14 protein-coding genes, 1 pseudogene and 1 other annotated feature are annotated in these 16,348 nt (G+C 38.4%); of the genes and pseudogenes, 2 read left to right on the forward strand and 13 right to left on the reverse strand.

The features are described 5' to 3' along the window. Positions 1-394 precede the first annotated feature (394 nt). The 9 genes and pseudogenes from BUB56_RS11360 to BUB56_RS11400 form a co-directional block, all read right to left on the reverse strand. The gene (locus BUB56_RS11360; RefSeq protein ID WP_110941441.1) at positions 395-2,446 is read right to left on the reverse strand and encodes a sigma-54 interaction domain-containing protein; all 2,052 of its coding nucleotides are present in this window, start codon (positions 2,444-2,446) and stop codon (positions 395-397) included. A 254-nt stretch (positions 2,447-2,700) separates the two neighbouring features. Then, a pseudogene (locus tag BUB56_RS11365) lies at positions 2,701-3,339 on the reverse strand (DMT family transporter); the annotation flags it as partial. Between the two features lie 123 nt (positions 3,340-3,462). Then, positions 3,463-4,398 (reverse strand): bifunctional helix-turn-helix transcriptional regulator/GNAT family N-acetyltransferase, encoded by a 936-nt coding sequence (locus tag BUB56_RS11370; protein WP_110941443.1) that lies wholly within the window; start codon positions 4,396-4,398, stop codon positions 3,463-3,465. Between the two features lie 89 nt (positions 4,399-4,487). Further along, positions 4,488-5,726 (reverse strand): beta-ketoacyl-ACP synthase II, encoded by a 1,239-nt coding sequence (gene fabF / locus BUB56_RS11375; protein WP_110941444.1) that lies wholly within the window; start codon positions 5,724-5,726, stop codon positions 4,488-4,490. 1 nt (position 5,727) lies between these two features. Beyond that, the gene (locus BUB56_RS11380; RefSeq protein ID WP_110941445.1) at positions 5,728-6,480 is read right to left on the reverse strand and encodes an SDR family NAD(P)-dependent oxidoreductase; all 753 of its coding nucleotides are present in this window, start codon (positions 6,478-6,480) and stop codon (positions 5,728-5,730) included. Further along, positions 6,477-6,737, reverse strand: coding sequence for a lipoyl domain-containing protein (locus BUB56_RS11385; RefSeq protein WP_110941446.1), 261 nt, complete (start codon positions 6,735-6,737; stop codon positions 6,477-6,479). Before BUB56_RS11385 ends, BUB56_RS11380 begins: the two co-directional genes overlap by 4 nt. Then, positions 6,738-7,415 (reverse strand): lipoyl(octanoyl) transferase LipB, encoded by a 678-nt coding sequence (gene lipB / locus BUB56_RS11390; RefSeq protein WP_110941447.1) that lies wholly within the window; start codon positions 7,413-7,415, stop codon positions 6,738-6,740. A 127-nt stretch (positions 7,416-7,542) separates the two neighbouring features. Continuing rightward, the gene (locus tag BUB56_RS11395; RefSeq protein ID WP_110941448.1) at positions 7,543-8,844 is read right to left on the reverse strand and encodes a DUF362 domain-containing protein; all 1,302 of its coding nucleotides are present in this window, start codon (positions 8,842-8,844) and stop codon (positions 7,543-7,545) included. A 148-nt stretch (positions 8,845-8,992) separates the two neighbouring features. Next, positions 8,993-9,421: a DUF421 domain-containing protein gene (locus BUB56_RS11400; RefSeq protein WP_110941449.1), complete on the reverse strand. Its 429-nt coding sequence runs from the start codon at positions 9,419-9,421 to the stop codon at positions 8,993-8,995. Between the two features lie 153 nt (positions 9,422-9,574). On the opposite strand from BUB56_RS11400, the gene BUB56_RS11405 reads away from it, so the two are divergent. After that, complete coding sequence (locus BUB56_RS11405) at positions 9,575-10,708, forward strand: tyrosine-type recombinase/integrase (RefSeq protein WP_242946299.1); 1,134 nt, start codon at positions 9,575-9,577, stop codon at positions 10,706-10,708. A 13-nt stretch (positions 10,709-10,721) separates the two neighbouring features. Here BUB56_RS11405 and gatB read toward each other — a convergent pair whose 3' ends face one another. The 3 genes from gatB to BUB56_RS11420 all read right to left on the reverse strand — a co-directional run bounded on the left by gatB (position 10,722) and on the right by BUB56_RS11420 (position 14,162). Continuing rightward, positions 10,722-12,146, reverse strand: coding sequence for an Asp-tRNA(Asn)/Glu-tRNA(Gln) amidotransferase subunit GatB (gatB, locus tag BUB56_RS11410; RefSeq protein ID WP_110941450.1), 1,425 nt, complete (start codon positions 12,144-12,146; stop codon positions 10,722-10,724). A gap of 24 nt (positions 12,147-12,170) precedes the next feature. Beyond that, a complete protein-coding gene (gene aspS, locus BUB56_RS11415; protein ID WP_110941451.1) occupies positions 12,171-13,460 on the reverse strand; it encodes an aspartate--tRNA(Asn) ligase in 1,290 nt (429 codons plus the stop codon). Positions 13,461-13,524: 64 nt separating this feature from the next. Further along, positions 13,525-13,764, reverse strand: a binding site (T-box leader). 92 nt (positions 13,765-13,856) lie between these two features. Then, positions 13,857-14,162, reverse strand: a complete 306-nt coding sequence (locus BUB56_RS11420; RefSeq protein ID WP_110941452.1) for a LysM peptidoglycan-binding domain-containing protein — start codon at positions 14,160-14,162, stop codon at positions 13,857-13,859. 223 nt (positions 14,163-14,385) lie between these two features. Between BUB56_RS11420 and lexA the strand changes: the two genes are divergently transcribed. Continuing rightward, the gene (gene lexA / locus BUB56_RS11425) at positions 14,386-15,003 is read left to right on the forward strand and encodes a transcriptional repressor LexA (RefSeq protein ID WP_110941453.1); all 618 of its coding nucleotides are present in this window, start codon (positions 14,386-14,388) and stop codon (positions 15,001-15,003) included. A gap of 44 nt (positions 15,004-15,047) precedes the next feature. On the opposite strand, the gene BUB56_RS11430 is transcribed toward lexA, so the two are convergent. Then, positions 15,048-16,340 (reverse strand): methionine gamma-lyase family protein, encoded by a 1,293-nt coding sequence (locus tag BUB56_RS11430; RefSeq protein WP_110941454.1) that lies wholly within the window; start codon positions 16,338-16,340, stop codon positions 15,048-15,050. Between the last annotated feature and the right edge of the window lie 8 nt (positions 16,341-16,348).

Here is a 16,348-nt window from a genome sequence, read left to right on the forward strand (position 1 = left end):
CTCCTTTAACTCAGCATAAAACATTCTTATTAATCTGTTATTCAATATAATAAGCAAATATTATGCCAATGCCCGAACTTATAAATTACTATCTTAACAGCAAAAAAATCATTAAAAAAACCACTAAAAGGGTTAAAAGGTGTTTATGGGTGATGCCCATTTAACCCTTTGATATATTAGTAATATATATTTATTGAATTTTATAAAATAAGCCTGCTTCCAAAGTTATCTATATCTACTAGTGTAGTTTATTAAAAAAAATAACAGGCAGCATAAACCACCTGTTATTCGAAAAGGAATTATTTTTTTATGAGCGTAGCTTTTATACATTTAATGAATATTGTTCAATAGTATTTTAATCAAGCACTATGTCAATAGTTGAAATATCCTTAGCCTATTTTAGATATTCAAGTAATTCTCTTCCAAATTCTGTGATTACAGTACCCGTTCTTCCTTTAAACATCTCTACCATTTTATATTTTTCTAAATTAATTAGGATGGTTCTTATTTCTTGTTCACTAATGAACATATTTCTCTCTTGAGATTTTTCGAAAATGCTTCTTCTACCCAATCTCTTATTTTCATTAAACCCTTTTTCTAACTCCTCTAAGACAAAAACATATTTTTTAATATTTTTACCCGCTATTTTTATCAATCTATCGAATAGACTTCTTTCATCATCAAATACATTGTTTTCTAAGTCTTCTTTACATTCAAAGGGTAAATCTTCAATTTGAACTTTCTTCACTTCAAGGCTTATGATATGTTCAACACAATTTCTTAGTTCTCTTACATTTCCCTTCCAATCATGATTTATAAACGCTTTTTCAACATTTTCATCTAATTCAAAACTCCCGTTAAACTCCATTTTAAAATGATTTACAAGAGGCAATATATCTTCTCTCCTAGAATTTAAATTAGGTATTTTTAGTCTAAGTACATTGAGCCTATAAAATAAATCCTCTCTAAATTCTCCTTTGGTTACCATTTGGTTCAGATCTTTATTTGTAGCAGCTATTAATCTGATATCTACGTTTATTAATCGATCGCCTCCTATCCTCATGACTTCCCTTTCTTGCAGAACCCTTAAGAGCCTCATTTGAAGATTTTGTGATATTTCTCCAATTTCATCTAAAAAAAGAGTTCCTTTATGAGCAAGTTCGAAAAGCCCAGGTTTTCCACCTTTTCGCGCACCAGTAAATGCTCCTTCCTCATAGCCAAAAAGTTCGCTTTCCAAAAGACTTTCTGGTAAAGCTCCACAGTTTACGGCTACAAATTGATATTCTTTTCTGCTTGAATTATTATGTATAGCTTGAGCAAACAATTCTTTACCAGTACCGCTTTCCCCAGTTATTAATACTGTAGAATTAGATTTCGCCATTTTTAAAGAATCTTTTTTGCATTTTTTTATTGCTTCGCTTTCTCCTAAGATATCCTGTAAAATATATTTAGCTCTAAGCCCTTTACCAATAAGCTGCGATCTCAATTTATGCTGTTTCTTTTCTATATCGTTAAATTTTCTTATAATCGCAACGGCTCCATATAATCTATTCGAGTGAATTATTGGATCAACAGAAACAACAACATCATAACCATTTATTTTTATCAAATTTTCCTTAACGGATTTCTGATTTTCGAGTACATATTTAAAAGGAATATCATGCAATAGTTCTAATCCATACCTATACATCATGTACTCCTTCTTATAGCCTATAATTTTTTCTGCACCTTCGTTATAAGTATGTATTACACCCGCAGCGTTGACGCCTATGATACTATCATCTAAAACTTGTAGCAAAATATCTAATTCACTCTCAAATCGATTTGTCTTTCCAATTAAGCTTGATAACCCAAAATCTGTTGTAACAATTTCCTTATAGCTTTTTTGTATATTTTGTCTTTGCAAAATATCAAATAAGCCTAACTTTGCTGCTATATCCAATACTGTGCTAATATCTAAGAGACTACTTCCAATATTAACAATTTCTTTTGGAAAACCAGGAGTATATTTTGATTGGCCAAGTATAATTAAAACCTTTCCCTCGGCACTGACGTCGGCTCCTAAATAAATTGGTGTCAGTTCTATGTGTCTCGCCCCTAACTGATATATTACCGAAACCATCTGTGTAGCCATTTCTGCATCCTCATCTAAAAGCAATACCTCTGTATCTTCTGGTATACGCATAATTTTCTCTAATCCAGCTTTGGATATGGTTCTATTTGCGAAAATAATTTCGCTTTTCTTCAGAATATATGGTCTAATCATTTTAAAGACGTTATAGGATTGAACTAATATTAAGTCTGCTTTTAAACCTTTTTTAATATTTGCACAATCAACATAAAACTTTTCTACAATTATATGATCTGAAAACAAGCAATCAATTTGTTCATGATATATATCAATGGTTGAAGTACTATATCCTATAATAGCCAGCTTCTTTTTCATTTTCTTCACCTCTCTTTAAAGTATAATTATTGATAGATTATATCACCTATTGTTTAGAAATAAAACTCCTTTACTTCATGGCAAAGGAGTTAAATCAATAATGTTAGCAATCGATTGTTGAATCTTGAGCTAAAAAGCTGTAGGATTTACCGTGTGCGAAATATATAAAAAGACCAATAGCCATCCATACTAAAAATTACACTTGTGTAAAGACAGGTAAAGTTAGCTATTGTTTTGCAGCAGAAAATATAAAATTATGTAGTTTCCTTTAATCCTTGGACCTTTGTTTCCATTCTCTTACTTAAAAAAGTGGAACCTAGTATGAGGACACCGCCAATCATTTGAATAAAATTCATGCTCTCTCCTAGAAATATCGCTGCAATAATGACTGCTGAAATTGGATCAATATAGCTTAAAACGGCTATAGTTTGTCCCTTTAGTTCCTTGATCGATGTAAAATATAAATAGTATGCAATCCCAGTGTGAATGATACCTAGCAAAAGAATACAAATAATAGAACTTGAGTTTAGACCGGAAAAATTCATAGAATCTTTAATTAAAATATATGGTAAAAGCACTAAAACTGCTATCATTAGTTGAACTAATGTAGTTTCAAAACCAGACAGATTTTTTATAAACTTATTCATTAAAACTACACTGGCATATAGTGTTGCCGCTAAAAGGCCATATGGTATGCCTACTGCATGATTATACGAGTTGCTTGTGTTGCTGCCGCCAATATTAACTACTAAAAATAATCCAATCATAGCAGTAATAATACACCCTACTTTCACAGGCGTTAGTTTTTCTTTAAGAACAAAAGGTGCTAAGATGGTCACAAATATAGGCGCAAAGTAATAGCTTAAGGTAGCATTAGATATCGTTGTATATTTATAGGCTTGGAAGCAGTTACGACTTTAAATTTTCCATTCATATTTTTCCTCCTTATTTACTTAAGAATCTCATAAAGATTACTAGCTTTTAATATTTATGTCTTTATAAAATGAGACATGTAATCATGCTAAATATAACTCATAGGTTTGCTCAACCAAGTTTTTGCCCCACAAGCTGCTTTCGCGCTCCGCCACCTTGCAAAACCCTGCTTGTATGTACATTCGTATGGCTGTTTTTTGATCTTCTGTAGTCTCCAGAAATACATGCTGATATCCTTTCTCCTTACAGTAGTTCATAGCTTCATTCATCAACTTCCTTCCAAGACCTATCCTTCTGAATGCAGGATGTATAATAAACCATCTCAACTGAGCCTGTATTTCTGAATGTCCGATAATTGCAATGGCACCAATCATTTTTCCATTCATTTCTGCAAACCAAAACCTATCCTTTTCTGGACTGTAGTTTTCAAATAAATTATAAAAGGTCTTGCAGACATAGCCTTCAAACGCGTGGTTATATCCGCATTCTTCAGCATAAATCCAACCATGTAGATGAATTAAAATACCTACATCCCCTGGTCTTAAATCGCAACGAATTTTAACACTTTCGTCTATGAGGGCTGGTTCCCCTTTGAGAGTATTTTCAATACTCTTCATGCTTTCGACAACGTTTATTTTATCTTGTTCTGACAAACAACTGATCATTTGATAGATTTGACCGTTGGATAGGTCGTCGAGCTTTGATAGGGTGTCCTTCCCTTTATCTGTAAGATATAGGTAATATAGACGGCCATCTTCTGTAGATTGTTTTCTGTATATAAGGTCATCCTTTACAAAGCGTTTTATAATTCTACTTAGATAGCCTGAGTCAATTCTTAACTCTTCAATTAGCTCCTTGGCGGTACAGTTCTCCGTATGTCCGATATCGTATAAAATACGAGCTTCTGCAAGTGAAAATTCACTATCGAGCATATGCTGGTCTAGTAGTCCCAAAACATTAGTGTAAAACCGATTAAATCTACGAACGATATGTATCAAAGACGCATATTTGGAATGCATAAGGATACCTCCTATAAATGTGGTGTAAAATTATTATAATAAAAAATAGTTGACATAGTCAACTATTTTTTATTCTTTTGATTAAATATTCATATTTTTCTAAGGATAATACTAGCATTTTGTCCCCCGAAACCAAAGGAATTTGACAATGCTATTCTGATCCTAGCCTCACGCGCTGTATTTGGAACATAGTCAAGATCACATTCTGGATCAGCACACAGGTAATTAATTGTCGGTGGTATAAAATTTTCTTCCATAGCTATAAGTGTAGCAATTAGTTCTATAGCGCCAGCAGCAGCTAAAGCATGGCCTGTCATAGATTTTGTCGAGCTTATCGGGATAGTATAAGCACTAGTGCCGAAAACCTTTTTAATTGCATAGGACTCTAACGCGTCGTTTAATCGAGTACTTGTGCCATGGGCATTAATATAGCCTATTTCTTCAACATTTATTTGTGCATCTGCCAGGGCCCGTCTCATAGAACGCTGCATTCCACCTGCAGCTGGATCAGGTGCGGTAAGATGATAGCCATCACTGCTTGCACCAAATCCAGCTATTTCAGCATATATTCTAGCATCTCTTTTCAAGGCGTGATCCAATGTCTCTAAAACCACAACGCCAGCCCCCTCTGCGATTACAAATCCATCTCTATTTCTGTCAAAGGGGCGACAAGCACCAGTTGGATCTTCATTTCGCGTAGAAAGTGCTTTCATATTACAGAAAGCCCCAAGATATAGGGGTGTAATGTTTGCTTCTGAACCGCCGGCAAGCATGACCTGTACATCTCCTCGCTGAAGGTAATAATAGGCTTCTCCTATAGCTTGGGTTCCCGCAGCACAAGCAACTATAGTGGTACCTGAATAACCTCTCAGGCCTAGGGTAATAGATATCTGGGAGGCTGCAGTATTGGGGATTGATGTAGCTAAGTATGTGGGACTGACTCTGGAAGAACCTTGGGTAAAAAGTGTCCTATACTCCTTTTCCGTTCGATCCATGCTACCCATACCACTACCCATAATTACACCAATATCTTCCGTGTTTTCCATGGAGAGATCTAGGCCTGAGTCCTGAATAGCCATTTTTGACGCGATGAGGGCAAATTGGACGAATCGCTCCATCCGGCGGAGTTCCTTTTTCTCGATAAATTCTTCTGGATGGAAGGGGTGAACCTGTCCAGCTATGTGGCTGTTAAATTCTGATGGGTCAAAACCAATTATTCGTTTTACTCCGGATTCTCCCTTATACAATGCAGCTGCGAAATTTTCTTTGCCGAATCCATTAGGAGCGATTACGCCCACCCCTGTAATGACAATCCTCGGTCTACCCATATTATATCATTGTGTATCCGCCGTCAACGGCGAATACCTGTCCAGTAATATAGTTGCTTCCATCTGAGCACAAAAACGAAATCATACCTGTGAGGTCCTCTTCCCGTCCAAGTCTTCCCATAGGAACATTACGTACAAACTCCTTTAGGGCAAAGGCAGGAAATACGGATTTTGCTGTGCCTGTTTCGATTAATCCGGGAGCAACAGCATTTACCTGTATACCAGATGAAGCTCCTTCACGGGCTAATGCCCTTGTCAGGCCGATAACCCCTGACTTAGCTGCAGAATAATGGACAAAGCCCACACCTCCAATACGGCCTGCAGCCGAAGTGATATTAATGATTTTTCCATAACCCTGTTTTTTCATCTGTAGATATACCGGTTGTGTCACACAGAAAGTACCCGTAAGATTAATATCAATCACCTTTTTCCAATCATCAAAGGACATAGCTTCAAAGGTTTTGATCGGGAAAAAACCGGCATTATTGATTAGAACGTCTATACGTCCGTATGCTCGCAGTACCTCTTCCACCATTTTTTCCACATCGGATGGAGAGGTTATGTTACAGTATACAGCTATCCCATTCCCGTTTGCTGTGATAATTCTTTTAACAGTCTCCTGAGCAGCTGTCAGATCAATATCTGCTATACATACCTTAGAACCAAGGGAAGCGAGGTGTTGGGCCACTGCACTCCCAATACCCTTACCGGCACCTGTGACAATAATGCTTTTATCTGATATACTATGGATCATAGGACATTTTCCCCCTCTTCACCAGATGAAATGATCGCAATCACTTGATCTATGTAAACTTCTTCCCCCTCAGCTGCCAGTATGCTATGGACTAAACCATCAATAGGACTTTCAATGTAAATTGCAATCTTATCTGTTGAAGCTTCAGCAACGGCCTCACCCTCACGTACGTGATCTCCGGTCTGACATAACCACTGTTTTATTTTAATGATTGTAGCTCCTTCTGCAAATTTCGGTACCTTCAATTCATAATTCACTTAATACCCCCCCCTCTGCATATCTTCCTGTTCAATACATACATCAAATAACAGTGCAAATTCTTTTAAAAAATCATCTCTTACCTGATCTAATTCCAATTTAGCAGTATTTAAGTGCTCTAAGGAAGTGATTTCAACATCTTTCAGGCCGCAAGGAATGATAAAACCAAAATGTGAAAGATCTGGGCGGATATTCAGAGCAATTCCATGGAGCGTAATCCCATTTTTTATTGCTATACCCACAGAGGCTATTTTTTTTCCATTAACCCATACTCCGCTGGCCCCTTCGATTCTTTTACCAATCACTTCATAGTGGGACAGAAGGTTGATGACTGATTGTTCTAGCAGACGGATATATTGAAGTATTTTCAACCCATGATTTCTAATATTCAGTACAGGAGAAATAACCAGTTGGCCAGGTCCGTGATAGGTAATGTCACCTCCCCTGTTGCAGTAAACCACGTCGATTCCCTTTTCTAAAAGAACCTTTTTGGAAAGCAGCAAATGATCCTCGGTACCTGATGTGCCGATGGTTATAACCGGATTACATTCCTGAAAGATAATTATATCGGAGACTTCACCATTTTTACGTTTTCGATGAAGCTGTTCCTGAATAATATAAGATGCTTCATAGTCTATGCGGCCAAGATCTAACCATTTCATCCTTTTGATGGTCATGAATGATATTCCTCCATCCTATGGAAGCACAATTTTTATCTCATGAGAGAATCTAGATAAGTATAATAAACCTGGGTATAGAGCTGAATCTATAACCCAGGTTTATCTCATATGCTAAAACCTATTTCTATTCAGCCATTGCCATCTTTTGAAGGTCTACATTCAACTGTGCGAAGATATAAACAGGGGCGCATCCAGGATAATAGGTTACGGATTTTGCCAGCTTCACTGCTTGGCGAATGTTATCTGAAGTGGGGAAATACTCCCAGCAGTCACCAACTACAAAAAGATTTTTATCCCTAGCAAATTCAGGGTCAAAATCAGGCAATCCGCCGGCAGCAACAACTACTTCTCCTTTTTTGCTAATAAAATCAGTCATATTGATGCCGGTGTTCTTAAATGAATCCAAAGCCCCTCTTACATTGGCATAGCAGCCAGGACAGGTTTGCTGGGCGTAAACGGTAAACCCTTTGTACATACCGATAGGATTGTCATTGGGACGTCCAAAATGCTTTCGTACACTATTGGCCGGTTCGCCTACAACCTCTATATTGGCAAGATCCATTTCACCTAAACCTTCATTGGCAGTACAGCGGATGGCTGGTATTTCGATAGGATCAAATCCCATTATGTATGCCGAAACTGCATCGGTAGCTACCGTATCAGTACCTGCAATGATTAGATTCATCTCGACAGGAGTGCCTGCATGTGGTCCTTGTCCCTCCATGCCTATGATAGCATCTACTATTGTAAGATCTGCTTTGCGTACACGGTACAAATCGGCAAATTTTGGCCCTAGATCTATGCGGTGGGCTCCCTGCTGCTGTGCACTTGGATGAACGTTAGGGATGATTCCGTTCCAGTTCTTTAATCCCAGTGTAACAGTACCGGCTAAATGAACCTTTAGCTTCGGCAGATTGATAACCACGTCGGCATCCATAACCGGTTTAAAAACTGCTGCTTTTTTAAACACCTTTGCATCAGGAATATCTACCTCAACTACTTCTGTTTCGTCGAAATATATTACCTTGTCAACACCGCCCCTTCTTGCTGCCTCCTCCATTCCTGACGCAGCAAAAGCAGGCTTTGCACGTCCAACATGCATTCCTAATGAAGGGTTATCACCGATCCAAACCTCACTGGCCTGGGAGTTTTCCTTTACATAGGATACAACTGCCTCAATTACACGGGGATCTACTACAGCATGGCTTTCCGCTGGAGCCTGAAAAGCCAGGTTTGGTTTAATTAGTACTGTCTGGCCAGGTTTGATAATCTCATCCAGTGATCCGACAGCCAATTCTACTGCTTTGGCCACTGCATCCTTAATTTTTGCAACATCCTCCTCTTCTCGAACGAACTTTCCTCCCATAAAGGAAGCGTTTCCAATAAGCTGTTGACATTTTGCCACTGCTACTTTTGGCTTACTCATCATTCACCCTCCTTAATATCACAAAAACATTGTCCACTTTTTATCTAATATATTAGGGCGAAAATAAAATATGACAATTAGCCATAAAAAAACTGCGGAAAAGTTCCACAGGTAAATTCCAAAGAAATTCAGCTATTGATTGGATCAATTAATTCTTATCTGACGACTGTTCTTCCGTAATAGTATCTTCCTTATGAAAATGATCTTCATAAGGATCTATGTAGATTTGAAGTTTTTCATCAATGGAGGCATAATTTATCTCACGAATATCCTTTATATTCATCATTTTGAGATTGTCAATCAGCCACTTTGCAGTAATATTCCGTCTCTTCAAGTTCTCATATAATACATGACCGGCGATAATAATTTCTGTAGCCATTTCTTCCTGCTTGGGTGCTAGATTCAAATCTTCAGCTTTCACTGTATCCTTGCTTGACTGCTTTAGTACACTGATTTCTCCTGTAATCTCCAGTATGCCGTACTGAATGACGGTGATATCAAAAATATCTTTTTTTCTTAGGAGATGGGTTAAGTCATCTATTGTGTAGCTAAATCGATCTAGGTTTTTTACAAGAATACGGCCATTTTATAGGTTAACATAAATATATTACGTAAACTTTCTCTTTCTATTATGTACTCGTAATAAATTGACACTTGCCAGCATTCCTAGTATACTTTTCCTTGATAGAAGTATCTTTCTCTACGCTAAGCTGGTGAAGGAGTGAATGCAGTGGCAAAAAAAGTAATACGAATTCATAATAAGTCCGATAAGCCGGATAATATTGTAGAAAAAGAAAATATGATCATTGAGAGATGTCTGGAAATGGAATCGGCACTTCCCCCCTTCATGCGGGATTTCTTTATATATCTTAAAAACGGTGTAGCCATATCCACCCGTCATGCATACCTGCAGGACATCCTCTTTTTCTGCAGATATCTGGTTTCTGAAACACAGCTTACAACAGCAGCTGACCCCAAAGAAATAAAGCTGGAGGAATTCAGTAACATTAAAGCCAGAGATATAAACCGGTATTTAGGGGAATATTGCACCCGGTATACCATTGAAAGACCTGAGTCCGTGATGGTTATGGAAAATCATAATAGAGCCTTGGCTCGTAAAAAGTCTTCCTTGGCGGTGCTGTTTAAGTTCTTGTACCGGGATGAAATGATCAAGGATAATATTGCCGAAGGCTTAAATCCTATTCATTTACCTAAGCCTCAGCCGGATGCGATCAAGAGATTAGAAATTGATGAGGTTGCCAAAATGCTTGACGTGGTGGAAAACGGCACCGGGCTTACTGAAAAAGAAATGGAGTATTGGGAAAAGACAAAGCGAAGAGACAAGGCTATACTAACAGTTTTTGTTACATATGGATTGCGGTTAAAGGAATTACAGCAGCTCAACATTTCTTCCTTTAACTTTGGTCGGGGAGATTTTAAAATCTATCGGAAAAGAGGTAAGGAAGTCAGCATGCCTTTGAATCAATCGGTAGAAAAGGTAATAAAGGAATATATCGCTTTAGAGAGACCGGCGGAACAGGCTATTGCTCCAGAACATAGGGATGCACTGTTTTTATCCTTGCAAAAAACCAGGCTTACAGAAAAGGCTATACGGGAAATGGTAAAAAAGTATACCTCGTTGGCATTGGGGACAAGCAAACAGAATGGCTACAGCCCTCATAAACTAAGAGCTACGGCGGCTACCTCCTTGATTCAGTATGGTTTTTCCATCTATGATGTACAGAACCTGTTGGATCATGACAATGTTACTACTACCCAGCTCTATGCAGCCCACAAAAAGAACGTAAAACGTGACATTGTCAATAACTTTGAATGGTTAGAAGAATATGACGAAAAAAAATAGCCCTTGATGAGGGCTATAATTTTTTGAGAAGAGTTTCTTTTGCGATTTGAGGATTGGCCTTACCCTTTGTCTGCTTCATAACCTGACCCATTAAGAATCCTAGAGCTTGTTCCTTACCCTGCCGATAATCCTCCACTGACTTAGGGTTTTCAGCAAGGATAGCTTCTATGATATTCTCTAAAGCTGCCGTATCTGTAATCTGAACCATGCCGCTTTCTTTTACGATCTCTTGTGGTGTTTTCCCTGTCTGTATCATTTCTTCGAAAACCTGCTTAGCAATCTTGCCGCTGATTGTATGGTCATCAATCATCTTTAACATGTCTGCCAGGTGAATTGGCTTCAACTTCAGGCTGTCAATGCAAATAGTATCTTCCTTTAGATATTTCATCAGCTCTACCAGCAGCCAATTAGCGATAATCTTAGGCTGCGGATAGTACTTTGCAGCCTCTTCAAAGAATAAAGATAGTTTTCTGTTGCTGATTAGAATATCTGTCTCAATTTCGCTAAGCTGGTATTCAGAGATAAAGCGGATTTTCTTTTGCTGCGGCAGTTCAGGCAGATGATCATAAAGTCTTTGAATTTTTTCTTTTGCCATGACGACACCCGGTAAATCCGGTTCAGGGAAATAACGATAGTCGTGGGCATTTTCCTTGCTTCTCATAGAGATCGTTCTTCCCTTTGCACTATCCCATCTTCTCGTCTCTTGAATTACCTTATAGCTTTCATTGAATTCATACAATTCCAGCTGTCTTTTTTCTTCTTTTTGTAATGCTTTGAGCAGCTCCTTAAAAGAGTTGATATTTTTCAGCTCTACCTTAGCATTGAGTTCTTTTTTGCCGACCTCCCGCAAGGAAATATTGGCATCGCAGCGGAGAGAGCCCTGCTCCATTTTACAATCGGATATCTCTAGATACTCGAGAATAGACTTTAGTTGTCTTAGATATTCTATCGCCTCCTCGGGACTTCGCATATCCGGTTCTGAAACAATTTCTATCAAAGGCACGCCTACCCTATTGTAATCTATGAGCGAGCTGTTCTCCTCTTCCATATGAAGCAGCTTCCCTGCATCCTCTTCGATATGAATTCGGTTGATTCGTATTTTTTTATCGAATTTTTCTAAGTAGATATGTCCTGCTTTGCACAGAGGGAGGTCATATTGGGAGGTTTGAAAAGCCTTCGTCATATCTGGATAGAAATAATGCTTTCGATCCATCTTGCTGTAGGGTGAGATCTCACAGTTTAATGCAGCTCCTGCTTTAGCTGCAAATTCTATAACTTTCTCATTCAGCTTCGGCAGTGAGCCGGGCAGTCCCAGGCAGACTGGACAGCATTGTGTATTGGGTTCAGCTCCGAAACTGGTAGAACAGCCGCAAAAAATCTTAGAATTTGTTTCTAATTCTACATGAACTTCTAATCCGATTATTGTTTCATAAGCCATTTATATCACCATCCTAAATTTATATTAAGGTGTTAGCCGCTTCATATCTCTTGGGAATAAAGTAGCTTCACGAATATTATCCAGTTCTAATATCTTCATGGTCAATCGTTCTAACCCGATGGCAAAACCGCCATGAGGAGGCATGCCATATTTGAAGGTATCTACATAGAAATCAAAATCATCAGGATTTAATCCAAATTTGTGCATATTACTCTTCAGATGGGCGTAGCTGTGAATTCGCTGGCCGCCGGTTGTAATCTCCAATCCTTTATAAATCAAGTCAAAGCTCTTGGTTAACTCAGGATTCTCATCATCAGGCATGGCATAAACTGGTCTTTTCTTAACCGGATATTTGGTTAAGAAAACAAAGTCAGAACCATATTTTTTCTTAACATATTTTGAGATCAGAATCTCTCCTTCTGCATCAATATTTCCAACAGGAGACTTCTTATCATACTGCTCCAGCAGAATCTCATGAACTTCCTCCAAGGTCATTTTAGGAATTTCTCCGACGTCTTCCAGTGTAATATTATACATCGCCAGCTCTTCAGAACAGTTCTTTTTGAGTTGATCAAATAGGTACTTCATAAATCTGTTTTCTAGGTTCATTAGATCAAATTCATCTTTTATAAATCCCATTTCAACATCCAAGCTCACATATTCGTTGAGATGTCTCCAGGTATTATGCAGCTCAGCACGGTATGCATGACCTACTTCAAAAACTCTCTCAAAGCCTGCTCCTACCATCATCTGTTTGTAAAACTGTGGACTCTGAGCTAGAAAGGCTCTCCGATCAAAGTATTTGACCGTAAATACCTCTGATCCACCCTCAGTACCGGATGAAACCAGCTTAGGGGTATGGATCTCCGAAAACATTTCACCCTTTAAGAAGGTACGGAAGCACTCAGTAATTTCTTCCTGTACTCTAAAAATCGCTCGTTTCTTTAAATTCCTCAAACTTAATGAACGATAGTTTAAGTTTGTTTCCAGAGCGCTATTTAGGTATTCGCGGTTGATTTCAATAGGCAGCATTTCGTATTCCGGCTCAGCAAGAATGTTTAAAATCTCTACGTGTATTTCCACTCCCTTTAATGCTTTTTCATTCTCCTGCAGAATACCCTGTACTTCCAATGGGGTTTCAATTCTTAGCCCTTCATAGGCTTGGTCAGAAACTACCATTTGGACAATCCCTGTTTTATCTCGCAGCATTATAAATTTCAATTTCCCGAAATCTCTAATTTTGTGAACCCAGCCTCGAACCAGGACATGGTTTCCTATTTTTCCTCGTAAATCTTTAACATATGTTCTCAACATAATTTCCTCCTCATTACTCAAATTTTATAATTTTAACCACGCAAAAAAGCCCCATCCCTATAATACAAGGGACGGGGCTGCCGTGGTGCCACCCTAATTAACGTAAAACGTTCACTCTTTCATGCACAGGCTATAACCGATGCACTATCCCAATAACGGTGGAAATCCGTCTAAGCCTACTTTCCATAGGATTTCGGTTAGAAGCTCAGAGGTGTTCTTCAATATGTGCTCCGTACCGGACTTTCACCATCACCGGCTCGCTAAAACTTCACAGCATATTTACTCTCCTCTTCATAGCAGATAGAATTTAATGTGAATATTATCTCCAGATGTTATTTATCATTATACATATTCATACAAAATTCTGCAAGTACTAATTTGAATTTTTATTCAAAATTATTGCGTGGGGATCTTAATGATCTGCCCAGGATAGATATCTGCGCTGTCTAAGCCATTTAATATGCTGATCTCATATATGGTTTTTCTCAAGTCCTTGCCCTTAGGGGTATACTTCTTTGCTAGATTCCAAAGGGTATCTCCAGATTTTATGTACATTTCAAAATAAGGTTTCTCTTTTTGAATTCCTTCAGCAGAGCTTACTTTCATAACCAATCCTGTACTGACCGCAAGTAGGAATATAATTAAAATGAGACATCGTATAAATCGAAATTTATTAACTACCAGGGCTTTGGATTTTTTCATATTCACAACCTCCAAACATATGTTCTTAAAATTATTATAACAGAACGAATGTTCGATGTAAATTGTTTTATTGGAATTTTTTAGTTTTTTGTAAAGAGAAAAAGTAAATTCCAGTTTGCAAGACTAAATTTAATCCTATTAGTTTTTTCTCGTATCGAACTGGCGTTTGCTACGAAGAAGGAATTATGCTATAATAAAAGAAAACCATTGTGAGGTGCGAACCGTGATCTATGATATGAGTGAACAACAACAAAAGATATTTGATTACATAAGAAATGAAGTGAACAAGAAAGGGTATCCACCTTCTGTCCGTGAGATTTGTGAAGCAGTTGGATTAAAATCCACCTCTACTGTTCATGGCCATTTGGCGAAGTTGGAAAAACTGGGCTATATTCGTCGAGACCCTACAAAGCCCAGGGCAATTGAAATATTAGGAGAAACAGATCAGTCATTGATCCATCAAAGTGAAGTAGTACAAATCCCTATTGTAGGAAAGGTTACTGCCGGCCAGCCGATCTTGGCTGTAGAAAACATTGAAGACTCCTTTCCTGTCCCTTTGGATTTTTTAGACAATAGTGTTCATTTTATGCTTAAGGTTAAGGGTGACAGCATGATCAACTCAGGAATTCTGGATGGTGATTATGTACTGGTTAAGCAGCAGCCAGTGGCAAAGAACAATGATATTGTAGTGGCACTGATTGGTGAGGAAGCTACAGTCAAAAGATTTTTTCTGGAAAAGGACCATATCCGATTACAGCCGGAAAATCCTTTCATGGAGCCGATCCGGGTTACAGATGTGACAATACTGGGTTTGGTAAAAGGGGTTTTTAGAAAAATGTAAAGCGCTTGTGAATCACAAGCGCTTTTTTTAATTAGGTTAACGGTTTACAGACACAGACAGCCTTTTTTTACCATTTGCTGCAGTGCCTTTAATACACCATACTTAGCATGCTCAAAGGTAAGCCCTCCTTGATAATAAACGATGTAAGGTTCTTTAATAGGTGCATCTGCACTAAGCTCAATGGAAGAACCCTGTACAAAGGCACCGGCTGCCATGATTACAGGACAGTCATAGCCGGGCATATCCCAAGGAACGGGATTAACAAAGGAGTCTACGGGAGCGGCAGCTTGTATGCCCTCGCAGAATGCAATGACGGCTTCCTTGCTGCCAAGCTTGATCGATTGTATAATATCACTGCGGGAATCCTTATAGCCGGGAGATACCTCGTAACCCAGTTTTTGAAAAACCCTTGCACAATATATAGCACCCTTAATGGCCTCGGAAACCACATGGGGGGCCATGAACAAGCCTTGCAGTATGCTCCTGGTCATACCAAAGGTTAGACCGCACTCCTTACCAATGCCTGGTGAAGTCAGTCGGCAAGAAATCAATCTGATTAGCTCTTCACTGCCTACAATATAACCTCCCGTGAGGGCCAATCCCCCTCCGGGATTTTTAATGAGAGATCCTGCCATCACATCTGCACCCACTTCCGTTGGCTCGAGAATATCCAGAAACTCCCCGTAGCAGTTATCTACCATGACGACCACATGGGGGTATAGCGCCTTGACCTTTTCCACTGTTTGTCTAATATCTTCGATGGTTAATGCCTTACGCCATCCATATCCTGTAGAACGCTGAATAAAAATCATTTTTGTGTGGGTAGACATATTATCTATAAGCCGATCAATATCAATTTCTCCACTTGATTTCAATTCGATTTGCTTATAGGCAATACCAAATTCTTTTAGAGAGCCTGTTCCCTCACCCCTAATGCCAATAACCTCTTCCAGGGTATCATAAGGTTTACCCGTAGCTGAAATCAATTCGTCGCCGGGTCTTAATATGCCTGTTAGGCAAAGGGTTAAAGCATGGGTTCCGGATACGATGGTTGAACGAACGATGGCATCCTCTGTATGAAACAAAGAGGCGTAAACCTTCTCAACGGCTTCTCTGCCTATATCATTATAGCCATAGCCTGTATTCCAGTTAAAATGTATATCACTTATTCTACAATCTTGTAAAACCTTTAAGACTTTATATTGATTATATTCTTTACGCTGATCAATGACCTGAAATTGGTTCTGGACCTCTGTTTCTATTTCTCTGCCTATATCAATGATCGATTCACTGATACCTAAATGATCCTTTAAAAACGCTTTTGTATGTAAGTGCATGTGGTTAC

Source organism: Geosporobacter subterraneus DSM 17957 (assembly GCF_900142145.1).
Classification (GTDB): Bacteria; Bacillota; Clostridia; order Peptostreptococcales; family Thermotaleaceae; genus Geosporobacter; species Geosporobacter subterraneus.